Origin of the sequence: Pseudoalteromonas sp. Of7M-16, from assembly GCF_022347805.1 — a bacterium.
In the GTDB taxonomy this organism is placed as follows: domain Bacteria; phylum Pseudomonadota; class Gammaproteobacteria; order Enterobacterales; family Alteromonadaceae; genus Pseudoalteromonas; species Pseudoalteromonas luteoviolacea_F.
The window spans coordinates 275,400-298,844 of the sequence record NZ_JAKRFY010000003.1 but is presented as its reverse complement, the minus strand read 5'-3'; the positions used below and the strand labels follow the sequence as shown (position 1 = coordinate 298,844).

The 23,445-nt window shown below is 43.4% G+C and carries 23 protein-coding genes; 10 read left to right on the top strand and 13 right to left on the bottom strand.

The genetic code is table 11. The features are described from left to right. Positions 1-114 precede the first annotated feature (114 nt). The 8 genes from MHN81_RS05070 to tldD are packed head-to-tail and all read left to right on the top strand — an operon-like array spanning position 115 to position 10,866. Complete coding sequence (locus tag MHN81_RS05070; protein WP_010376642.1) at positions 115-1,158, top strand: rod shape-determining protein; 1,044 nt, start codon at positions 115-117, stop codon at positions 1,156-1,158. Next, a complete protein-coding gene (mreC, locus tag MHN81_RS05065) occupies positions 1,158-2,000 on the top strand; it encodes a rod shape-determining protein MreC (protein WP_239425169.1) in 843 nt (280 codons plus the stop codon). Before MHN81_RS05070 ends, mreC begins: the two co-directional genes overlap by 1 nt. After that, positions 1,990-2,466, top strand: coding sequence for a rod shape-determining protein MreD (gene mreD / locus MHN81_RS05060; RefSeq protein WP_023397256.1), 477 nt, complete (start codon positions 1,990-1,992; stop codon positions 2,464-2,466). The genes mreC and mreD overlap by 11 nt, the downstream gene beginning before the upstream one ends. Continuing rightward, positions 2,466-3,044, top strand: a complete 579-nt coding sequence (locus MHN81_RS05055) for a Maf family protein (protein ID WP_239425168.1) — start codon at positions 2,466-2,468, stop codon at positions 3,042-3,044. The genes mreD and MHN81_RS05055 overlap by 1 nt, the downstream gene beginning before the upstream one ends. Then, entirely contained in the window at positions 3,037-4,509 is a 1,473-nt protein-coding gene (gene rng / locus MHN81_RS05050) for a ribonuclease G (RefSeq protein WP_023397254.1), read from the top strand. The genes MHN81_RS05055 and rng overlap by 8 nt, the downstream gene beginning before the upstream one ends. Before the next feature lie 6 nt (positions 4,510-4,515). Further along, a complete protein-coding gene (locus MHN81_RS05045) occupies positions 4,516-8,592 on the top strand; it encodes a YhdP family protein (RefSeq protein ID WP_239425167.1) in 4,077 nt (1,358 codons plus the stop codon). Between the two features lie 10 nt (positions 8,593-8,602). Beyond that, positions 8,603-9,430, top strand: coding sequence for a carbon-nitrogen hydrolase family protein (locus MHN81_RS05040; RefSeq protein WP_155250702.1), 828 nt, complete (start codon positions 8,603-8,605; stop codon positions 9,428-9,430). After that, positions 9,427-10,866, top strand: a complete 1,440-nt coding sequence (gene tldD / locus MHN81_RS05035) for a metalloprotease TldD (protein WP_023397251.1) — start codon at positions 9,427-9,429, stop codon at positions 10,864-10,866. Before MHN81_RS05040 ends, tldD begins: the two co-directional genes overlap by 4 nt. A gap of 39 nt (positions 10,867-10,905) precedes the next feature. Here the strand turns inward: tldD and yjgA are convergent, their stop codons facing one another. After that, the gene (yjgA, locus tag MHN81_RS05030) at positions 10,906-11,430 is read right to left on the bottom strand and encodes a ribosome biogenesis factor YjgA (RefSeq protein WP_023397250.1); all 525 of its coding nucleotides are present in this window, start codon (positions 11,428-11,430) and stop codon (positions 10,906-10,908) included. A 151-nt stretch (positions 11,431-11,581) separates the two neighbouring features. On the opposite strand from yjgA, the gene pmbA reads away from it, so the two are divergent. Continuing rightward, entirely contained in the window at positions 11,582-12,931 is a 1,350-nt protein-coding gene (pmbA, locus tag MHN81_RS05025; protein WP_036974897.1) for a metalloprotease PmbA, read from the top strand. A 38-nt stretch (positions 12,932-12,969) separates the two neighbouring features. Here the strand turns inward: pmbA and mgtE are convergent, their stop codons facing one another. The 12 genes from mgtE to MHN81_RS04965 form a co-directional block, all read right to left on the bottom strand. Next, complete coding sequence (gene mgtE, locus MHN81_RS05020) at positions 12,970-14,328, bottom strand: magnesium transporter (RefSeq protein WP_023397248.1); 1,359 nt, start codon at positions 14,326-14,328, stop codon at positions 12,970-12,972. Between the two features lie 317 nt (positions 14,329-14,645). Then, positions 14,646-14,924: an HPr family phosphocarrier protein gene (locus tag MHN81_RS05015; protein WP_023397247.1), complete on the bottom strand. Its 279-nt coding sequence runs from the start codon at positions 14,922-14,924 to the stop codon at positions 14,646-14,648. Then, complete coding sequence (gene rapZ / locus MHN81_RS05010; RefSeq protein WP_023397246.1) at positions 14,924-15,766, bottom strand: RNase adapter RapZ; 843 nt, start codon at positions 15,764-15,766, stop codon at positions 14,924-14,926. Before rapZ ends, MHN81_RS05015 begins: the two co-directional genes overlap by 1 nt. Positions 15,767-15,778: 12 nt before the next feature. Next, positions 15,779-16,234 (bottom strand): PTS IIA-like nitrogen regulatory protein PtsN, encoded by a 456-nt coding sequence (gene ptsN, locus MHN81_RS05005; RefSeq protein WP_023397245.1) that lies wholly within the window; start codon positions 16,232-16,234, stop codon positions 15,779-15,781. Between the two features lie 3 nt (positions 16,235-16,237). Continuing rightward, positions 16,238-16,525 (bottom strand): ribosome hibernation promoting factor, encoded by a 288-nt coding sequence (gene hpf, locus MHN81_RS05000; protein ID WP_023397244.1) that lies wholly within the window; start codon positions 16,523-16,525, stop codon positions 16,238-16,240. A 26-nt stretch (positions 16,526-16,551) separates the two neighbouring features. Then, complete coding sequence (locus MHN81_RS04995; protein ID WP_023397243.1) at positions 16,552-18,063, bottom strand: RNA polymerase factor sigma-54; 1,512 nt, start codon at positions 18,061-18,063, stop codon at positions 16,552-16,554. A 41-nt stretch (positions 18,064-18,104) separates the two neighbouring features. After that, positions 18,105-18,830: an LPS export ABC transporter ATP-binding protein gene (gene lptB / locus MHN81_RS04990; protein ID WP_023397242.1), complete on the bottom strand. Its 726-nt coding sequence runs from the start codon at positions 18,828-18,830 to the stop codon at positions 18,105-18,107. Next, on the bottom strand, positions 18,827-19,357 hold the full coding sequence (gene lptA, locus MHN81_RS04985; RefSeq protein ID WP_036974896.1) for a lipopolysaccharide transport periplasmic protein LptA: 531 nt from the start codon (positions 19,355-19,357) through the stop codon (positions 18,827-18,829). Before lptA ends, lptB begins: the two co-directional genes overlap by 4 nt. Beyond that, positions 19,347-19,901, bottom strand: coding sequence for an LPS export ABC transporter periplasmic protein LptC (lptC, locus tag MHN81_RS04980; RefSeq protein WP_023397240.1), 555 nt, complete (start codon positions 19,899-19,901; stop codon positions 19,347-19,349). The genes lptA and lptC overlap by 11 nt, the downstream gene beginning before the upstream one ends. Then, positions 19,898-20,449, bottom strand: a complete 552-nt coding sequence (gene kdsC, locus MHN81_RS04975; protein ID WP_239425166.1) for a 3-deoxy-manno-octulosonate-8-phosphatase KdsC — start codon at positions 20,447-20,449, stop codon at positions 19,898-19,900. Before kdsC ends, lptC begins: the two co-directional genes overlap by 4 nt. A gap of 1 nt (position 20,450) precedes the next feature. Continuing rightward, positions 20,451-21,422, bottom strand: a complete 972-nt coding sequence (locus MHN81_RS04970; protein WP_239425165.1) for a KpsF/GutQ family sugar-phosphate isomerase — start codon at positions 21,420-21,422, stop codon at positions 20,451-20,453. 8 nt (positions 21,423-21,430) lie between these two features. Continuing rightward, a complete protein-coding gene (locus tag MHN81_RS04965; RefSeq protein ID WP_023397237.1) occupies positions 21,431-22,393 on the bottom strand; it encodes a calcium/sodium antiporter in 963 nt (320 codons plus the stop codon). Positions 22,394-22,627: 234 nt separating this feature from the next. Here MHN81_RS04965 and MHN81_RS04960 point away from each other — a divergent pair, with 234 nt between their 5' ends. Continuing rightward, on the top strand, positions 22,628-23,443 hold the full coding sequence (locus MHN81_RS04960; protein ID WP_036974877.1) for an ATP-binding cassette domain-containing protein: 816 nt from the start codon (positions 22,628-22,630) through the stop codon (positions 23,441-23,443). Positions 23,444-23,445: the final 2 nt, after the last annotated feature.

The following is a 23,445-nucleotide window of genomic DNA, read 5'->3' as shown; positions in this document are numbered from 1 at the left end:
ATAAGGGCACGTTCAGTCAAAGTGCAGTTTGCATTTTGTAGACTTAAATATTTCAGCCTTAGCGCACAGTTGCTTTGGCTTGGTTAAAAGAATTCTTTAAGGTTACCCAGCCTCATGTTTAAAAAGCTACGTGGATTATTTTCAAATGACCTGTCTATTGATTTAGGCACGGCTAATACACTGATTTATGTAAAAGAAGAAGGTATCGTACTAAACGAGCCCTCGGTGGTGGCAATTCGTCAGGAGAGAGCCGGCGGGCCAAAGAGTGTTGCTTCAGTAGGTACTGCTGCAAAACAAATGCTAGGCAGAACACCTGGGAATATTAAAGCCATCAGACCTATGAAAGATGGTGTTATTGCCGATTTCTATGTTACTGAAAAGATGCTTCAACACTTTATAAAACAGGTTCACAATAACAACTTTATGCGCCCAAGTCCTCGCGTTTTGATTTGTGTACCGTGTGGTGCAACACAAGTTGAAAAACGTGCGATCCGTGAATCTGCAATGGGTGCAGGCGCCCGCGAAGTATATTTGATTGAAGAGCCAATGGCAGCAGCGATTGGAGCTGGCCTACCGGTATCTGAGGCGACAGGTTCGATGGTTGTTGATATCGGTGGTGGTACTACTGAGGTTGCAATTATCTCGCTCAATGGTGTGGTTTACTCGTCCTCAGTGCGCATAGGTGGTGATAAATTTGATGAAGCCATTATTAATTATGTAAGACGTAACTTCGGTAGTCTGATCGGTGAAGCTACTGCTGAACATATTAAGCATGAAATCGGCTCCGCATTTAAGAGTGAAACACCAATTGAGATAGAGGTACGTGGTCGTAACCTTGCTGAAGGTGTACCGCGCTCGTTTACCTTGAATTCCCATGAAATTTTGGAAGCGTTGCAAGAGCCTTTGATGGGCATTGTGAGTGCTGTTATGGTTGCCTTGGAGCAATCGCCACCAGAACTGGCTTCAGATATTTCTGCTCATGGTATGGTGTTAACTGGTGGTGGGGCTTTACTGAAAGACCTTGATCGTCTATTAATGGAAGAAACAGGTATCCCAGTTGTGGTTGCTGATGACCCTCTCACTTGTGTAGCACGAGGCGGTGGTAAAGCATTAGAGATGATAGACATGCATGGTGGCGACGTATTTAGTTACGACTGATGAATTTACTGTTTGGCCGAAGCATATCTTTACAACTGCGACTTACTGTCGCAGTTGTGCTTAGTATTGTCCTGATCATAGGCGATAGATACACCTCTGGCGGCACGTTTGTCAGAACCACGCTAAATACGTTAGTAAGCCCTGTTTTGTATGCAGCAAATATACCCTATGAGTTATTTAACGTTGGGGCAAAAAGCTTGCATACCAGAGATAGATTGCTCGATGAAAATGAAGTGCTCAGGGCCAAGCAATTATTGCAAAGCGAGCAACTTCAACAGTACCAGTTTCTGCTCAAAGAAAATAATGAACTAAGGGCACTGCTAGGTGCGTCTGCGCGTCAATCCCATAACCGACAAATTGCGCAAGTGCTTTCTGTGCGTTCCAATCGATATAACCACCAAGTAGTCATTAATAAGGGCACCATTGATGGAGTGTCGGAGGGACAAGCAGTTATCGATGAGTTAGGACTAGTAGGTCAACTAACACATGTAGGCACAACGACATCCCGTGTTTTACTCATGACAGATACAACCCATGCGACACCGGTAAGAATACTGAGAAATGATGTCAGCATGGTGGTTGAAGGGATAGGTAAAATTAACCTAGTTCAATTGGCACATGTTTCCCATAGCTTGGATATTCGCATCGGCGATATTTTGGTCACTTCAGGGCTCGGTAGTCGTTTTCCTGAAGGTTATCCTGTCGCCGTCGTTACAGAAATCGATAGAGATGAGGGACTGCCTTTTGCCAAAGTTTATGCTGAACCAATTGCTCAGCTCGATAGGATTAGGTTGCTGGTAATTTTGGGAGAGAACTCCACAGAGGTCAGTGATGAGCCGTAGTTTTTCTTTTATTACCTTTAGTGTTTTTTTGGCACTTATCATGGCATTAATGCCATTACCTTTCTCATTAGAACCTTTTAGGCCTGATTGGGTCTTACTGGTATTGATGTATTGGTCTATCGCGCTACCGCATAGAGTGAATATAGGCTGGGCTTGGTGTACAGGACTGATCATGGATTTGGCCGTAGGTTCGCCATTGGGTATAAATTCATTGACCTATTCTGTATGTATTTATATTACGGTCAGTAATTTCCAGAAACTAAGAAATTTCTCACTGTGGCAACAAGCCATGTTAATTGGCTTGTTTTTAGCGCTATACCACTTATTGCAGTTTTGGTTAAATCATTTCCTATTAGATATTTATTTTAACCCTGCATACTTATGGCCAGCATTGATTGGCATGTTATGTTGGCCTTGGATATTTCTATTGCTGAGAAAATACCGTAGACACTTTAGGATCCGTTAATGGCAGTAAAATTATATTTGGCTTCGGCTTCTCCACGCCGAAAAGCGCTATTGAGCCAACTGGGATACACCTTTGAGCAATTTTCTGTTGATGCCGATGAGAGTGCACACCCAAATGAGGAGCCACATGCCTTGGTTGAGCGCCTCGCGCGTTTGAAGGCACAAAGTGGAGTTGGTATTGGTGATGAAGACCGTCCCGTACTAGGCAGTGATACTGTTGTTGTGGCCGATGGAAAAGCCTTGGGTAAGCCACAGAACAAAGCTGACTTTATGTCAATGATGACAATACTTTCAGGTAAAACTCATCAAGTGATGACGGCAATAGCAGTGGCCGATAAGCATGCAGTAATAAGCAAAACAGTGATAACTGACGTAACATTTAAAGTACTTTCTACGGCAGAAATAGAACAGTATTGGTCAAGCGGTGAACCGCTAGACAAAGCTGGCGGTTATGGAATTCAGGGCTTAGGCGGTCGGTTTGTGACGCAATTGAGTGGTAGCTATTTTGCTGTAGTGGGACTGCCTTTGTACGAAACAGACGAACTAATTCAATCTTTTATGGCGGAACGAGATGAGTAGCGAATTATTGATCAATGTGACACCAAGCGAAAGTCGCGTCGCACTAATTGAAAATGGCGTATTGCAGGAAGTTCAGGTAGAACGTGTTGGCAATTTAGGCATTGTTGGCAATATATATTTGGGCAAAGTGAGTCGAGTCTTACCTGGTATGCAGGCTGCTTTTGTAGATATTGGCTTGGAAAAAGCTGCATTTTTACATGCTTCCGATATTGTCAGCAGTGCGTCTATAGAAGAGGCTGTTGATGAACAGCCGGTAAAAAAAGTACAAGATATTAGAGAGCTGGTTAAGCAGGGCCAGTTTATTATGGTTCAGGTAGTCAAAGACCCTATAGGTACCAAGGGGGCACGTTTGACCACAGATATAACCATTCCGTCTCGCTATCTGGTATTTATGCCTGATGCCACCCATGTTGGAGTCAGCCAAAGAATTGAAACAGAAGAAGAGCGCGATCGCTTAAAACGCATTGTCGCTCAGTATAACGATGAAAATGGCGGGTTTATTGTTCGTACAGCAGCTGAAGGTGCAGCTGAGGCTGAATTGAAACACGATGCTGAATTTTTAAAAAAACTCTGGCAAAAAATAGTCAGTAAGCGCAGAAAAACCAGCAAAGCGAGCATACTGCACGAAGATTTAACACTCGCATTTCGTACTTTACGCGACTATGTCGGTGAAGATATGGAGCGTATTAGAGTGGATTCAAAGCTCACATATCAACAGCTAAAGTCTTTTACAGAAGAGTTTGTTCCGCAACTCTCAGAAACACTTGAGTATTATCCTGGTGAACGCCCTATCTTTGACTTGTTTGATGTAGAAGCCGAAATTCAAAAGGCGCTGCATCGTAAAGTGGAGTTAAAATCTGGCGGGTATTTGATCATTGACCAAACAGAGGCAATGACAACTGTAGACGTGAATACCGGTGCGTTTGTAGGCCATAGAAACCTCGAAGAAACGATCTTTAATACCAATGTTGAAGCGACATCCGCAATCGCTCGTCAGCTTAGGTTAAGGAACCTTGGCGGTATTATTATTATTGACTTTATCGATATGATTTCCGATGAACACAAGCGGCGCGTATTGCATTCATTAGAAGCTGCGCTGGCAAAAGATCGTGCTAAGGCAAATATTAATGGTTTATCTGCACTCGGTCTTGTAGAAATGACGCGTAAACGCACTAGAGAAAGCTTAGAGCATATTTTATGTGATGTTTGCCCATCGTGCTCAGGCAGAGGTTCACTCAAAACAGTAGAAACAGTATGTTATGAGATATTACGTGAGATAGTGCGGGTAAATAGGGCCTATGATGCTGACAAGTTTATGGTGTATGCATCTGCGGCAGTCAGTGAGGCGTTGGTGAATGATGAGTATCATAATTTGGCAGAGCTTGAGCTGTTCATCGGAAAGCAAGTGAGTATCCAAACTGAGAACTTGTACAGCCAAGAGCAGTTTGATGTGGTAATGATGTAGGCCAATATGCACCCCAAAACAATCTGCTTTTTTTGTATCAGAAAAGTGTGGCAAATCTTTGCTGTCACTTTGGTTATGATCGCGGTATTGGTTTCGTTGCTAAAATTAAGCCTGCCATATGCCAATGATTACAAAAATAGCATTGAATCTTTGATTTACAGGCAACTTAATGTTGAATTGAGTATCGGCTCTATCAGCGCCAGCTGGCAAGGAACAGGGCCTGCCTTACTACTCGAAAATGTCAGTTTTGAAGACAATCAAAACGCACCGATTTCTCTGCACATTGACAACACCAGTTTACAGGTCAATGTCGTGCAATCTCTTAGGCAATGGCAGTTGGTGTCAAACTATTTCGTGTTAGATGGCTTCAAAGCAAATATTCACCTTGATAGGCTCGATTTGCAGGGAGACTCTGGAGATTTTGAGCAGCAAGCATTGATCGAAGGATTGTTTTTGGGGGAAACGGGGCACTTTGCAGTACAAAACAGTGAAGTAAACTTATTCAAAGAAAATAGACCACACCATAGTGTGCTTATTCAAGATATGGTGTGGCAGAACAGCGTCAGTGCACATCACGGTGAAGGTCGCTTAATATTCCCAAGCCTCTCACTGGGAAGCTTAAATACACGAGTCAAACTCAAAGGGGAAACTCTACAAAGCATTGAGGGTGATATTTATCTGCAAGCCAGTGAACTCAATGTTTTAGACTTAATCGGTGAGCATTTCAATACTAACCATCGCGACTTAAGTGCAAGTATAAACGGGCAATTGTGGGCCAGTTTAGAGTTGGGCAAATTAAAAGATATTTTGGTCCAATTTGAACCGAGTTACATCACTTGGTTGTCCGAAAATAAGCCTAATAAACTGGGTCTAGATAGTGGCCAATTCTATCTCAAGCCGTCAGGTCAAGGCTGGTCACTTTCAAGTTCGGAATTTATATTTCGTAGCGCTGAGCAAGTATATCAACCCGCGCATTTTCAAGGGTCATGGTCTGTCGATCAAGGAGCCCTTTGGCTTCAACAACTTAACTTAGAGCCGTTTGCACATGCACTTGCTCTTACCCACTATAACTGGGCAAAGGAAGTTGGTAAAAGTGATTTTCAAGGCACTTTGAGCAAAGCAAGGTTGCAATGGGGTGCTCAGGAAGGTTTAAGTATTTGGGGTTCCTTACTGGATGTTGGTTGGCAAGAAACCGAAGCAGCCCCTGGCTTAGAGGGGCTTAACCTAGAGCTTAATTGGCACGCGCAGCGTGGTGTCGTGAGCGTCAGTGCGCATCAACGTCAGCTGGTTACCGGGCCGCGTTTTGTAGCGCCGATTGACATCGATGAGCTCAACGGTGACATCCACTTTTGGCAGGACAGTAATGCTAAGTGGCATGTCGATTCCGATAATTTATGGCTGAGTAATTCACAACTTGCGGTAGCGTTAGAGTTTCATACTCGGCTATTTGAGCAGCCTGAGCTGGATTTATACGCAGAGGCCTACGGTAAAGACGCGTCTATTGCAGGGCGATATTTTCCATTGGATCTTATGCATAGCAATTTAGTGGAATACCTTGAACGCGGCATCATTGCTGGTAAGCATGTTAATGCTCAAGTGCTGTTTTCAGGGCCTTTGGCTGCGTTTCCGTTTCGAGATAAACAAGGGCAATTTGAAGTGCTTGCGCTCATTGATGAGGCTGAATTTTTATTTGCTCCGGATTGGCCTAGTGTGAAAAATGCGGGCGTAGAATTGCATTTTCATAATGAACGTATGGATATTACGGCGGGCTCAGGGCAATTAGCAAATCAATCGATAGCCGGTGAAGTGGTGGTAAGTCTTCCCGATCTTGAGCAAGCCGACAATCTTTATGTCAACATAAAACAGCAAACAGAGGCTGCAAGTTTACTGTCATTTTTTGCGGCCACGCCAATCGCAGATCCACTCGTCAATGTATTTGAAATCGTACAAGGCTCAGGTCAAGTATCTGGCAATATTGAACTCGACATAGACCTTAATAATCTCGACGTTGTCGCCAAAGGTGTTGTTGACCTCAATGGTATTGGTGTATTCCTGAGTAAGCCGGGTATGCAATTAAACAGTGTTTTTGGAGAATTGACCTTCCATGATGATGAAATAGCACTCCTTAATGCCAAAGCAACTTGGCTTAATATGCCAATGGATTTTTCTGTCAATGGCAGTGGCGATCAAGACAGTTATGAAGTGAGTGTGTCGACTAACTTACTGGCATCAAGTGAGCATTTACTCCCCTATGGGCATGGTTTAATGGATGGTTTCATTGCAGGTGAAGCGGCGTTGGAAACCCAGCTAACGTTAAATTTTGCTGAGCAAGGTTTTAACTATTTAGCGAGTTTTAGCTCCGATTTAAGTGATGTGTCTGTCATGTTACCCGCGCCGTATAGCCAAGAGACTGGTACCAAAGGGAAGCTAATTGGCGAAGTGAGAGGTGATGATATTTCCAATCTGATCACCGCAAACGTAAATGATTTACTCTACTTCAATGGCATTTTAGATAACCAAAGTGGCCAGTTTAGCAAAGCACATTTGATTGTGAGCGAGCAAAATCGTGGTTTAGAGCAGTCGGGATTTAACGTAACTATCGACCATGCTCAGTTACAACTAGATGAGTGGTTTGCATTTTTAGATAGGATAATAGAAAAAAGCGAAAACTCAGACAGGGATGCTGAAAGTCTATTACCTGCACTCAATGAAATCCGAGCTAATCTCAGTGAGCTATCTGTCGGAGATGTACTGTTTAACGATGTTGAAATGGTGATGCGTCCGAATGATCAAGGTTTGTCAATGCGCTTAAATGGCAAGGAGCTCAGGGCACAAGTACAGTTTCCCACGCAGCAAACTTCGCCGATAAGAGTGCAGGCAGATTATCTAAGGCTCAACTCAAAACAACCAACTCAAGAAGAGGAAGGCCAAACTAATTCACCACAAGATGATAGCTGGCTGGCCAATATTCCGGCAATAGAATTTGGCTGTGATGATTGCCGTGTGAACCAATATCAATTAGATAGAGTGACCTTGTCCATGCTTGGTAACGGTGAGCAACTGACGATCAGCAATCTTAACATTGATAAGGGCGCACATTCTTTGACAGCTAATGGCAGCTGGAAAAGTGGTCGCTCACAATTAAGTGGTAATTTAAGTAGCGCTGATTTTGGTGACTTGATGGAAGAGTTTGATATCACCTCTACTGTTAAGGATTCCCAAGCAAATATTGATTTTGATTTAAACTGGCAAGCAGCGCCGTATGATTTTCAGTGGGCAACATTAGGCGGAGATATTAAATGGCGATTAGGAGAGGGGCATTTAACTGACATCAGTGATCAAGGCGCGCGTGTTTTTTCATTGCTGAGTCTCGACTCTTTGGTACGCAAATTGAAGCTCGACTTTCGAGATGTATTTGCAAAAGGGTTTTTCTACAATCAAATGGAAGGCAGCTTGCAATTAGATAACGGCATTGCTTATACCCAAGACACTAAAATGGATGGTGTGCCTGCCGATCTTAGTATTTCAGGTTATGCCAATTTAAAAACTCACGAAATCAATTATGATTTGGCAATTGCGCCCCAAGTTACTTCAAGCCTACCGGTTATTGTGGGCTGGATGGTTAATCCTGTGACCGGTCTTGCCGCATTGGCAATTGATAAAGTTATCCATTCTGCTCGAGTGATCTCTGAAATTAACTTTAAAGTAACCGGCACAATGCAAGAGCCCATTGTCACCGAAGTGGACCGCAAGAGCAGGGAAGTTACACTCCCTGGTGTAAAGCCTCCAGCTTCAACTGAGTCTAACGACACAAAACAGCCAGATAATGAAAATCCTGAAGGGCCTAAAAAGGATATGGAAAATACCGTGCCTATACAGGCCCCTGTCCAGCAACAAAACCCTTCAGATACAAAAGCCAATCCCTCTGAGACTGAACAAAAGCTCAAACAGCTTGGTAATGGCGTAGTTGAAGCTCCAACCATCACATCGTCTGACAGCGAAGCACAGCAAAGTATCACGGCTGATGAGGGCAGTTTGTCGAGTGGTAAAGCTGAAACACCGTACATCTTTGACTTAAAGTGATATGAATTTTATGACTGTAAATGATGCTAATGTAGTTGTGCTCCCAATGTGTTCAGGCATAGATCCTGAAAAAAACTTTGACTATGTCGCACAACAGTTAGAAGCACTCACCATAGAGGGGCCGACCTTAGTGTGTTTACCCGAAGCTTGGTTGGCGTTTTGCAAAAGTGGTGCTGATACCTTCAAGATAGCAAGTAGCAGCGAGTATTGGATAGAGAAAATCTCGCAGCTATGTAGGAGAAATAAGATATGGCTAAGTGCAGGAACTATTCCTATCCCGTGCACTTCTGAAAAATACTATGCAGCGAGCTGCCTGTTTAACGAACGAGGGGAGCTCGTCGCTCAATACAATAAAATCCATTTATTTGATGCTGATGTACATGACAAATCAAAGCAGTATAGAGAGTCTCAACACACCGAAGCTGGGAATGAAGTTGTAGTTGTAGATAGTCCCTTTGGTAGACTAGGCTTAAGTGTGTGCTATGACATGCGTTTTACAGGACTATATCAGGTTCAGCGCGAGCAGGGTGCCTCTATATTACTGATCCCCAGCGCATTCACTACCGTGACGGGCAAGGCACATTGGTTACCGTTATTGCAAGCTAGGGCCATCGAAACACAGAGTTTTGTTATCGCCGCGGCGCAAGTTGGTGAGCACCAAAATGGACGAGCAACATTTGGTCACAGCGTGATAATTTCTCCTTGGGGAGAGGTACAAGATAATAGTGAATTATCTTTGCAGCCAATACAAAGACGGTTAAATTTAGCCGAGCTGGACAACATCAGGCTGTCTATGCCTGTGTTCAAGCACAATCGATTTAAGAGCAATATTATATGAATCAAGTTGAAAAAAGCTTGTTAGCTGATAGCCAGTTAACTAGAGAACAGCTAGAGCAAACACTCAGCTACATTCACCAGCACAATGTGGATTATTCCGATCTGTACTTTCAATCTAGCTATCATGAAACTTGGGTACTTGAAGATGGCAAGATCAAAGAGGGAAGTTATAACATTGAGCGTGGTGTTGGTGTGCGAGCAGTGAGTGGAGAGCAGACTGGGTTTAGTTATTCTGATGCCATCAATCTGGAAGCCATTAATCAAGCTGCTGAGGCGGCGAGATCGATTGCTCAACAAGGCAAATCGCAAAATGTGCAAGTGTTTACTGATATACAGGCACCAGTTCAATTTCAGCCAGTTCAACCGTTATTGAGTATGAGTGATGAAGAGAAAATCTCATTGCTCAGAGAAGTCGATAGTGCAATTAGAGATTTGGCCCCGGATGCAGAGCAAGTCGTTTGCTCTATCGCGGCGGTATATGAAGAAGTATTGATAGCGGCGAGTGATGGTACGTTTGCCACAGATATTCGTCCTTTAGTTCGTTTAAATTGCTCTGTGTTATTGGAAAACAATGGACGCAGAGAGCGGGGAAGTGCCGGTGGTGGTGCGCGCTTGGACTACGGATACTTTAAAGAGCTTGAAAACGGTAAGCCTCGTTGGATGAGTTATGTCGAAGAAGCGGTAAGACAAGCACAGGTTAACCTGACAGCTATTGATGCTCCCGCTGGTACCATGCCTGTGGTCTTAGGCGCTGGTTGGCCGGGAGTACTATTACATGAAGCTGTAGGACATGGTTTGGAAGGTGATTTTAACCGCAAGGGGGCATCTGCGTTTAGTGGTCGAGTGGGTGAGCAAGTGGCGTCATCACTATGCACGGTCGTGGACGATGGCACCATGGCTAACCGACGAGGTTCTTTAAATATAGATGATGAAGGTACGCCAGCAGGTTATAATGTACTGATTGAAAAGGGTATTTTAAAAGGTTACATGCAAGATAAGACCAATGCCCGTTTGATGGATGCAAAGCCCACCGGTAACGCTCGCAGAGAATCATTTGCCCATTTACCTATGCCTCGAATGACAAACACCTATATGTTGCCAGGAGAGACTAGCCAGCAAGAAATCATCAGCTCTGTGAAGAAGGGAATATTTGCGAGAAACTTTGGTGGTGGCCAGGTTGATATCACTTCTGGGAAATTCGTATTTTCTGCTTCAGAGGCGTACTTGATTGAAGATGGTAAAGTAACGCAGCCAATTAAAGGCGCAACGTTGATCGGCAATGGCCCAGAAGCAATGCAGCAGATCTCTATGGTTGGAAACGATTTAGAGCTCGACAGAGGCGTGGGTGTTTGTGGTAAAGACGGTCAAAGTGTCCCGGTTGGTGTCGGCCAGCCAAGCCTTAAAATTGATCAGCTAACAGTAGGTGGTACTGCGTAATATCAGTATGAGGGGAAGCGTGTCCCCTCATACTATCAACTAAGGCAAGATGGCTTCTTTCAAATATTGAAACAGCTCTTTGTACCCTTTTGCTGGTTTTTCTGCTTTCAATTCTTTGTTCGCTTGACGGACGAGTTGACGCAGTTTTTGTCGCTCCATGTCTGGGTGTTGCTCAAGTAATTCATTTATTTTGCTATCACCTTGCGCCAACACTTCATCACGAACGCGCTCCACCTGACCCAGTAATACTTCCGCTTGGTTGTTTTTATTTAATAACATATCTAATGCAGACTGAAGTTGCTCTACATTATCAGTCGTTCGAAGCACTTTCGCGATGTAATTCATGTGACGGCGGTAGGCGTCGTGTTTACCACGAATTTTGTCAGCGAGCGCCATGGCTTCAATGAGCTCATTGCTCAGTGGTAGTTTATCGCGTTGCTTTTTCCCCAACTCGGCTATATCAATACCAAGCTGTTGATATTGTTGAGCATCTCTTTTTAGCTCGCTTTTGGATACATAGATGATTTCTTCATCTTCGATGTTGTGATCTGGTTTTTTTGCCATAATCTAAGGCCATAAAATATTACAATTATATTGATTATACCAAGAAGCGACAAAAAATATCGCTCATCGTGCGGCCTTTAGTGATCTATCCCAGCGAAAATGCCACTCCTGTGTTAGGATTGTAATGTTTACAAGTATTTGGAAAATCAACATGAACGATAACCAAGCTGGATCTATATACCAGCAAATCGATGAAGTAAAAGACGCTGTCTCCGAAGTACTGGATCTTGCATCCCAGTTGGGTGCAACTTCTGCTGAAGCGGCTATGAGCCGTACTTCAGGGCTATCGGTTAGTACGCGAATGGGCGAAGTCGATACGATTGAGTTTAATCAAGATGGTAGCTTGGGGATCAGTGTATATGTTGGTAATCATAAGGGTTCAGCTTCCACTGCAGATCTAAGTGAGCAAGCATTGCGCTCAGTTGTGAAAAAAGCCATAGAAATAGCTAAGTATACAGCCGATGATGATTGCAATGGTTTGGCTGATAAGGACCTAATGGCGTGTTCTATGCCTGAACTGGATCTCTATCACCCTTGGTCATTATCCCCGCAAGAAGCCATTCAACACTGTATAGAAGCAGAAAAATCAGCGCTTGAATTTGATAGTCGCATTGTAAACTCTGATGGTGCGAGCATAGCCTCTCATCAAGGGTTACGAGTGTATGGAAATAGTCATGGATTTCTTGCCGGTTTCCCTCGCACACGCCACACATTGAGCACTATGGTTATTGGCCAAGAAGGCGATGTGATGCAAAGGGATTCAGCGTTCAGTATTGCGAGAAAACACGAACTGTTAAAAGCACCCAATACAGTAGGGATTGAAGCCGCGCAGTCTACAATTGCCAAACTAAATAGCCAAAAGCTATCAACGATGAAAGTGCCAGTGGTGTTTCGTGCTGATATAGCAAACAGTCTATTTGGTCACTTGGTTTCTGCGATTGGCGGTGGTGCGCTGTATCGTAAGTCGAGCTTTTTACTTGATACACTTGGTAAGCAAATTTTTAATCCATGTGTTTCTATTGCTGAACGACCGCATTTATTGCAAGGTTTGGCGTCGAGCTCGTTTGACAGTGAAGGGGTGTATACGCAGGACAGAGAGATAGTCGTCGACGGTACATTGCAAACTTATTTAATGGCAAGTTATGCAGCAAGAAAGCTGGGTATGAAGGCGACAGGGCACGCGGGTGGTATTCACAATTGGTTGATTCAAAAGACACATGATGACCTGAGTGCTGTGCTTAAAGAGATGGGCACTGGTTTGTTAGTCACAGAGTTAATGGGGCAAGGAGTGAATACGGTAACTGGTGATTACTCTCGTGGCGCTGCGGGTTTTTGGGTAGAAAATGGCGAGATTCAGTATCCTGTAAGCGAAATTACCATAGCGGGAAATCTCAAAGACATGTTCCAAAATATTCAAGCAATTGGTGGGGATGTCGAGTTGAGAGGGGCCGTACAAACAGGCTCAGTATTGATAGAAAGTATGCAAATCGCCGGAGCGTAAATAGACAAAACTCTATGATTTATTGCTCTAAGCCAAGCTTAGAGCAAGAACCAGGTTGCGGTGCCTAGAAACGCAAATATTCCGACAATATCCGTGACTGTAGTCAGGACTACGCTTCCTGCTAACGCAGGATCTATCTTCATACGCTTTAAAAGCAAGGGGATACTCGCTCCAGCGATCCCGGCAGCAACCAAATTCATAAACATGGCAAAGGCTATCACTGCACCAAGCTTAAAGTCCCACTGCCAAAGGGCTACTACACCCGCGATTAACAAAGACCACAGCACGCCATTGAGCGCGCCGATAGCAAGCTCTTTACCAAGTAAAAACCTTTGGTTAGTTTGATTGACATGGCCTAAAGCAATACCACGGATCACCAGTGTTAAGGTCTGGCTACCTGCAACTCCACCCATGCTGGGTACTATGCCATTGAGTACCGCTAGAATGGGTAAAATATCGAGCGTACTTTCAAAAAAGCTGGCGACAAAGGCTGCAAGTAGTGCTGTTAGTAAATTGATCCCAAGCCAAATTGAGCGTCTTTGGCTACTTTTCATAACAGGTGCAAAGGTATCTTCCTCATCCTCTAGACCTGCCATACTCATTAAGCTATGTTCGGCATCCTCTCTAATTACATCAACGATATCATCAATGGTGATCCTGCCTAATAGCTGCGTTTGATCATCGACTACCGGTGCCGAAATCCAATTGTGGCGCTCAAATAGCTGGGCTACTTCGCTTTCGGGCATTGTCACTGGGATCGTTTCTCTTTCCTCGTTCATCAGCTCTTGTACGAGCTTGTCTGGAGGATTAGTCAGCAATATACCTATGGGTAAAGAGCCCAAAAAGCGGTTTTCTTTGTCGACGACATAAAGGTCGTCGGTACCTTGTGGTAATTCTTCTTTTAATCGCAAATAGCGCAGTACCACATCTAAACTTACATCAGGTCGAATGGTGATGGTATCACCATTCATCAATGCTCCAGCAGAGTCTTCATTGTATGACAGTGCGAGTGTGGCACGTGCTCTATCTTGGCTATCCATTGCACTGATAACATCTTGATAGACAGGGACGGGCAAGCTACGCAGAACTTCACCTAAGTCATCATCGTCCATATCTTCCGTGGCTGCCGCGATTAACTCAGGCTCCATTTTGGCAATTATACTTAGTCGGACGTCTTCAGATAGCTCTTCAAGTACATCCCCCTGGATATCGGGATCAACTAATTGCCATAAGGCTGTTCTAATTTTATGAGGCGATGATTCGAGTAGTAGTGCTGTATCACATGGTGGGATCTCTGCCAATGTCTGTCTGACTTGAACGAACTGTCCACTGTTTATTGCTTTAGTTACTTGCTGTAATTGTTCCAGTGTATAGTCTTGTTCAAAAACGTCAGGCATAGGCTTCCAAATTTCAATTTAAGAATTAGTGATAGTGTTTTTTGATTAGCCATCCAGGACGGCTAATATGTATCCCACTAGATATGTTGACAGTGATCAACCTTGCGGCCATTACTGCCTTAGCATTCTAAAGTTATGGCGTTCAAAATAAATAGATCTGGGAGATCCTATCCGCGCCGTGCCAAATTACTGTAAAAGTGAAAATAATATAATGATTATAGCTGCTTAAATTAAAAGTATTGTATTACAGTTTATTTGCAGTAACAGATCTGTTGGGACAAAAAGTAGAACCCTCACAGCTCATTCGAAGTTAGACGTCATTCTGATTCATGGAACTTATCTTCAATGAGATTTCCAATTGCGAGCAAAGCGTCTTGTGCATCGGGACCTGTGCAGGTTACTTTAACTTCTTTACCCTGACTGCTTTCCAGCAGCAACAGAGCCAATACGCTGTCTCCTGGCGCACTTTTATCACCTTGATATAGAGTAACTTGAGCGTTAAATTGAGTAGACAACTGTGCTAGTACTGTTGCTGCTCGAGCATGTAAACCCAACTTATTTTTTATTAGAAAAACGCCTTCGTATTCTCGCGTCATTACTCTTGTTCTCGGTGACGAATCTTGACATTGGAGTGAGTCCTTTGAAAGCGCTCTCCAAGTGTTTGAGCCAAGTATACAGAGCGGTGTTGACCACCAGTACAACCTATGGCGATTGTTAAGTAGCTTCGATTATTACGCTCTAAGTGTGGTAGCCAAGTTTGCATAAAAGTCTGAATTTGCCAAACAAACTTTTGAACTATGCTATGGCTTGATAAATAATCCACTACGGGCTGATCTAAGCCTGTTAAGGGCTTCAATTCAGGCTCCCAATGCGGGTTTGGTAAAAAACGTGCATCAAAGACATAATCAGCCTCTTTAGGGATCCCGTGCTTAAACCCGAATGACTCGAACGTGATAATAAGCTGTTTGTCTTTTTGCCCGAGGATTTTTTCACGTACACTTTCTGCTAACTGATGAACACTGAGATCTGTGGTATCTATGGTGACATCAGCACGGCGGATTAACACATCAAGTAAGTTGCGCTCTTGTTTTATGGCCAAGTCTAGAGGTAAGTCGTTTAAAGACAGCGGGTGTAAGCGTCGCGTTTCAGAAAAGCGTTTAACCAGAGTTTGATCGTCACAATCTAAATAAAAAACACGTGGTTTCGCAAAACCAGGTAAATACTCTAAGATATCATGAAATTCTTGTTGCTCTTTAGGTAAGTTTCTAACATCGATGCTTACCGCAATTTTATTGTAGCTATCAGAGACACTGCGAACTAGAGCAGGCAGCAGGTTAACTGGAATATTATCAGCGCAGTAATAACCCAAGTCTTCTAAAACTCTTAATGCAACAGATTTACCTGAGCCAGAGCGGCCACTGATAATTATGAGTTCCACGTTTAATTCCTATTATTTATCAAACTCAACAAGGACTTGATGAAGCTCGCTATCATTACTTGCTTGCCTAAGTCGTTTACAAAAAGCTTTGTTATTTAGTTTACCAGCGATACTGGCTAAGGTCTCTAAATGTTGTTTATTTTCACCGTCTGGTACGATGAGTGCAACAAAAATGTCCACATTGCGATCGTCATAGGCATCAAAAGGAATGGCTTGTTGGTTTACAAGTATGATGGCAATAATGTTATTTAAACCTGGCAACCTGCCATGCGGGATCGCTATCCCTTTACCTATCCCTGTACTGCCTAGCTTTTCGCGGTTTAAAAGTGCTTCTAGAATCTCATGTTGATTGGCACTTGGAATTTTTGACTGCGCCAGCTCACTAATATATTGAAGTATTCTTTTTTTACTATTAAAAAGGACCGCAGCTTTGCTACAGTCCTCGGAAATGAGTGTGCTAAGTTTCATGATTTAGTGTCGAGTTAGCTTCTCTTTATGTTTAATCACTTGTCGATCTAGCTTATCAATCAAACCATCAATTGCTGCATACATATCTTTATGCTCTGTAGAAGCAAACAATTCACCTCCGTTGACATGCAATGTGGCTTCTGCTTTTTGTATGAGTTTTTCGACATCTAAGATTACATGTACGTTGTTGATGTGATCAAAATGCCTTTCTAGCTTCGCAAACTTACTCGTTACGTAGTCTCTTAATGAATCGGTAATTTCTACATGGCGACCAGTTAAATTTAGTTGCATAAGCATTTTTCCTTCTTTTGTTACGCCTAAATCAAGCTCTTACGTTGATTAGACGGTGGAATAGCCAAAGACTCTCGGTATTTGGCAATAGTACGTCTTGCCACCTTAATACCTTGATCAGCTAATACATCTGCAATTTTGCTATCACTTAAAGGCTTAGCAGCGTTTTCAGCAGCAATTAGCTTTTTGATGAGTGCTCGGATCGCTGTGGAAGAACATTCACCACCATTCTCGGTACTAACGTGGCTCGAGAAGAAGTATTTCAATTCATAAATGCCACGAGGCGTGTGCATGTATTTTTGCGTTGTTACTCGAGATATTGTCGACTCGTGCATGTCAACCATTTCAGCAACATCATTGAGTACCATAGGTCTCATTGCCTCAGGGCCATGTTCAAAGAATGCCTGTTGTTGCTGCACAATGCAATTAGTAACTTTCAATAAAGTTTCATTTCTGCTTTCAAGGCTTTTAATAAACCATTTTGCTTCTTGTAAATGAGAGCGAATGAATTGACTGTCACTGCTTGATTTTACAGAGCGAGACATAGCAGCATAATGATCGTTAACTCTTATTTTAGGCATAGAATCAGGGTTTAGCTCAACAACCCAACGTCCCTTGACCTTTTTAACGGAGACATCGGGGATTACGTAATCGGCCTCTTCTTGCACTATACTTGCAGCAGGCTTAGGGTTTAAGCTGTGGATCAACGTCATCACTTCTTTTAGCTCACCTTCTTTGAGCTTTGTTTTCTTCATGATAGTACGATAATCACGATTCGCTAATAGATCGATATGTTCATCGATAACTAGCTTGGTTTGTTCAAGCCAAGGCGTGCCTGCCGCAAATTGATTGAGTTGCACAATTAAGCATTCCTGAAGGCTTCGAGCGGCGATCCCTACTGGGTCAAAGAGTTGGATGCGTTTTAGGACAGCTTCAACTTCATCGAGCTCGACGGGGTCTTGATCATTGTCGAGATTCAAGCTTTCTAAAATGTCTTCGCACGATACTGTTAAAATGCCAGAGTCATCTACACCCTCAACAATTGACAGTGCGATCAACCTGTCCGTCGCGCTAAATGGTGTGAGCTCAAGCTGCCACATCAAGTATTCTTGCAAGCTTTCAGTTGTCTGTCCTTGGTAGACGCTTTCATCTTCAGGCATAGGCCCTGATGAACTTACCGGCGCCGCACTGATGTATTCATCCCAAGTCACATCCATCGCCATCTCATCGCTGAGGGTCTCTTTATTTAGAGCTGTATCAGTGTCTTGTTCATAATCGCTGATCTGTGGCTCAGGGATCTCCTCAGAGCTGGACTCTGCTTTTTCGCTTGCCTGTGATTGCTCTTGCGTTTTGTCTAGACCGTTGTCAAAAGATTCTTGTTCGTTTTCTTCTACTTCCAATAAAGGATTGCTGTCCAGCGCTTCTTGAATTTCTTGCTGGAGGTCTAATGTGCTCAACTGCAGCAGGCGTATCGCTTGCTGTAGTTGTGGTGTCATTGTTAATTGCTGCCCCATGCGCAGCTGTAGCGATTGCCTCATGTATCTCTAACAATCCTTTCTGTTGTTACGCTTATTCTTAACTATAGCCTGAATTGTTCGCCTAAGTAGACATCTCGGACTGTTTGATCCGCTAAAACATGTTCAGGGCTACCTGAAGCAATTAATTCACCATGGGAAACAATATAGGCTTTTTCACATACATCCAATGTTTCACGTACATTGTGATCTGTGATCAACACACCGATTCCACGATTTTTTAAATGCTCAATAATTTTCTTTATATCTAACACTGAAATGGGATCAACGCCAGCAAAAGGCTCATCTAATAGAATAAATTTTGGATCTGCGGCTAAAGCGCGAGCAATTTCTACTCGACGACGCTCTCCACCGGAAAGCGCCATTCCTAAACTAGAGCGAATATGTTGAATATTAAATTCGTCCAATAATTCGTTTAGTATCGTTTCACGCTGAGCTTTATTTAGGTCTTTACGTGTTTCCAAAATAGCCATTAAATTTTGATAAACCGTCAACTTTCTGAATATCGATGACTCTTGTGGTAAATAGCCGATCCCCATACGTGCGCGGCTATGCATTGGCAGCAAGGTGATATCCTGCTGATCAATATGAATGCTGCCTTTGTCACTTGGCACTAAACCCACAATCATATAAAAAGTGGTGGTTTTACCTGCGCCATTAGGCCCTAGCAATCCCACAATGCTTCCAGCTTCAACACTGAGTTCGACGTTTTTTACAACTTGTCTGCCTTTGTAGCTTTTGGCGAGTGCTGTGGCTTTTAGTGTGCTCACTGTTGCTCCTTGTTACCATCTTGTTTTTTATCAACAGGGAGTAAGACAGTTCTTACACGCTTACCTTCGTCATTGGCTTTTTGTGCGCTGATCAGCTGTTTCTCCATATCGTAGAGAATTTCTTGAGCGGAAATCTTTTGACCAGCTTGACTGATCTCTGCGTTGCCTTTGATTGTCAGAAGACGATTTGCTACATCGTAACGCACTTCGTTGGCGCTGGCTTTTAGTAGTGAGCCATCAGTTTGTCGTTCCTGAAAGATTGCTGGGGAACCAGTTGCAACTAATAATTGTTTATTTTCGCCTAGCTCCTCTCGTCTGTGCACTTCAAGTCGATCGGCAAAGATTTTTCTCTGGCCATGAATAATTTCGACATTTTCTTCAAATACGCCGATGTTAGTCTGTAATTGTGCTTGCTGCTTGCCTGAACTGATAATGACTTGCTCTGGGTTACTATTAGCCAATACGCAGTGTGGCAGTAGTCCAATAGCACAAGTGAATAGTAGGGTTGCACTTAGTTTATTGCTTATCATAAATCGTTTCGGTGTGGTTGATGAGTTCAATGACCTCAATATTGAGATCGGCGATAAGGCCCTTTCCAGTAATGGTTACACTCGGGCCTGTAATGACCACGGGCTGTTCTGAGCGCATCATCCGGTTGGTGATCTCGAGCCGGAGGTTGTCTGCGTCAATGTGCGTGATCATTGCTGTTTCGTTCAAGTTGGTTGCTTTAACGTTGCCTTCTAAAATCAAGGTATCGTTTTCATATAAAGTGGCTTCGTTTGCAGCGAGTTGCCAATTGTGCTGCCCATTGTGTAATACAAAAATAGGTGCTTCAAAATGGCTAAATCCCAACTCCTGATAGAGCTCCATTCTTTTTGCTGTAATTTGATAACTGAGCTGCCCATTTTCTGCAAAAGAAGTCTGTTTCAAATCGACTGCTACATAATCAGGCTTGGCAATTGTTTCTTCTTGTTGTTGAGTTTGCTGCTCTGTTTGTATTAAAAAAGGATACCAAAGCCACAGCATGGTAGCGCCGAAAACTACGAGTAGTATGACTCGTAAATTAGTCATGTACTGCTCCCATTAGAGAGTAGCTCGTTGCCCTGACTTAACATTAATAAGTCGGTGAGTTCCCTGACGGCGCCAAAGCCTCCAGGCATCATAGTCGTATAGTGAGCCAAGTTTTTCACCAGCGGATGCGCGTCAGCAACAGCCACTGCAAAGCCAACTTGTTGCATGACAGGGATATCAGGTCCGTCGTCACCAATATAGGCGATTTGCTCGTCAGTTAAATTAAGTTCGGCCTTTAATTTGTCATAAGCTTGCAGCTTGTTTTCTTGGCCTTGGTAAATATGATTAACGTTTAGGCTAGTCATTCGATGCTTAACAATTTCTGAATGGCGGCCTGTGATCACGGCAACTTCAACACCTGTTTCAATGAGTGCTTTAATCCCAAAACCGTCTTTGGTATTAAATGCTTTTAGTTCTTCACCTTGATTTCCCAAGTAAATGCGGCCGTCAGAAAATACACCGTCAATATCACAAATTAGCAGTTTAACTGCTTTGGCTCTGTCACCTATTTGAGATGTGATGGGTTGATAAAGCTCACTAAACTGCATGTTATAATACTCCTGCGCGCAATAAGTCTTGGGTATTTAATGCCCCAATAGGGTGCTGGTTTTCATCGATCACAATGAGGCCATTAATTCGTTTCTTTTCCATAATATTGAGTGCTTCAGCTGCGAGCATATCTGGTGAAGCCGTAGTACAGCAAATCGTCATAACCGACTCAATAGTATCATTATGCAGATCAATTTTTTGCTCAATAACCCGGCGTAAGTCACCGTCGGTAAACAGACCACACAGTTGACCTTGTTGATCGACAATAGCGGTCATGCCTAGCCCTTTGGCTGACATTTCAAACAACGCATCTTTTATTAAGCTACCAGTCGGTGTTTTAGGCACCCCGTCACCTTTGTGCATAATCTCTTCTAAAGTAAGGAGAAGTCGTTTTCCGAGACTGCCGCCGGGATGAGAGAGTGCAAAATCATCAGCGGTAAAGCCTCTGGATTCTAGTAGGGCTACAGCAAGTGCATCCCCCATTACCAGTGTTGCCGTGGTGCTTGCGGTGGGGGCTAATCCCAACGGACAAGCTTCTTTAGATACCTTGATGCAAAGATGGACATCTGCTTGCTGTGCCATGGTCGATTGCTCATTGCCAGTCATGCTTATGATATGCGCCCCAATTCGCTTAATAACAGGGATGATACCGATCACTTCACCAGTTTCGCCAGAATTTGAAATCAGCAAAACGACATCATCGGAGGTGATCATGCCTAAATCGCCGTGGCTCGCTTCTCCGGGGTGAACAAAGAATGATGGCGTCCCAGTGCTCGCTAATGTAGCAGCAACTTTATTGCCGATGTGACCGGATTTGCCCATACCGATAACGATGACACGCCCTTTACAGTTCAGCATAAGCTCGCAGGCGTTAGCAAAGCTAGTATCGATAAACTGGTTTAATTCAGTAATTGCTTGTTGTTCAATTTCCAAAACACGCTTTGCAGATTCAATAAATGACAGGTGCTTCATGCCAACTCCTAAATAATGGCGTACATATAGCCAATAAACGCAGCGAGTAACACGCCACCTTCCAGACGATTAATTTGTCGTTTACCTCTGAGGTTTACGCTCATTACAATGAGCGCGACCGTCGCACCCAGCATTACGTAGATATCTCGCTGTGCGATGTTCATATCGAGTGATGCTGGGTTTAAAATACCAGCAATAGACAATACTGCGAGGATATTGAAAATATTCGAGCCAATGATGTTGCCAAGTGCCAAATCATCTTCATTCTTAAGCACACCCGCTACACATGCAGCTAGTTCAGGTAAACTCGTACCAATAGCGATAATGGTCAAGCCGATCAATAAATCACTCATACCAAAGAATTTAGCAATATCAACAGCGGAGTCAACGAGCACGTCAGCACTGATTGGCAGTATTATCATGCCAACAATCAACCAAAAAACAGCCTTGCCAGTAGGTACATTGTCCGGGACTTCATCACATGCCTCAGAAACTAACGGGTCGTCTTCTTGAGCGTGATTACTGTTTTTAGTGATATAAATTAGGCCTAGAATAAACGTTGCGAACCCGACAAGTAAGACATAGCCCTCTGTTGCACTGAAATAATTATCGCTCACAATGTACCAAGCACCCAGCGAAACAATAATTAAAAGTGGCATCTCGCGTCGTAGTATTCCTGAGCCGACGGCCAAAGGTCTGAGTAAAGCTGTAATACCTAAAACCAACAGTATATTGGCAATATTGGAACCAATGGCATTACCGACAGCTGTGTCGGTTTTATCAGATAAAGCGGCTTGTGCTGCAACCATCATTTCGGGTGCGGAAGAACCCATGGCAACAATTGTTAGGCCAACAATTAAAGTGGGGACGCCAAGGTTTTTTGCTAAAGCAGCCGCACCAAAAACAAATCTATCTGCGCTCCAAACCAGTGCAACAAAACCTAAGATAAGAATGACAAAAGATAAAACCATGAAACCTATGCCGAGCAACTAAATACAGTGCGGTAAATATTATCAAATGCGTTGTCAAATGTATAAATAATCTGTTCTTGATAGCGTATTACTGTAGACGGGTAAACCGATAAATTTACGAGAACGGGTGATAATCCACGTTTTGTAACCGTGTCCATTACAAAATTTTACCAATTTGCATTTTCCATCTTGGTGTAAAAAAACGTATTATTCACCAATTGGTGAAATCGATATATGGAGAGCGACTTGTCGCAGTCAATCGTTGAAGTCAAGGATGTAACCTTTTCTCGCGGTGATAGGGTCATATATAAAAATATGAGCTTCTCAGTGCCTAGAGGTAAAATTACAGCCATCATGGGGCCTAGTGGTATTGGTAAAACAACCATGTTGCGCTTGATAGGTGGTCAACTTCGCCCAGATAGTGGCGATATTACGTTTATGGGCTCAAGTGTGCCAGCTATGTCTCGTTCTGAGTTATATCAAGCACGAAAACAAATGAGCATGCTATTCCAAAGTGGCGCACTTTTTACCGACATGTCCGTTTTTGACAATGTTGCTTTTCCACTACGTGAACATACTCAGCTAAGTGAAGACTTAATTCGCCTTATCGTATTAATGAAACTACAAGCGGTTGGCTTACGCGGTGCGCGATCGCTTATGCCTGCAGAGCTGTCAGGTGGTATGGCTAGGCGAGCTGCATTAGCAAGAGCAATAGCACTTGACCCTGAACTAATCATGTACGATGAACCCTTTGCGGGGCAAGATCCGATTTCAATGGGTGTGCTGGTCAGAATGATTAAATCTCTGAATGAAGTGTTGGGACTGTCATCGCTCATTGTGACCCATGATGTCACTGAAGTACTCAGTATTGCTGATCATGTTGTTATCATCGCAGAGCAGGGTGTTATAGGCAGTGGCTCACCAGAACAGATGTTGGCACATAGTTCTCCGCTTGTGCAGCAATTTTTGCAAGGATTGTCGGATGGTCCAGTCCCGTTTCATTTTAAAGCTGCGCCGTATGAACAGGAATTATTGGATGGAGGCCTATAAGC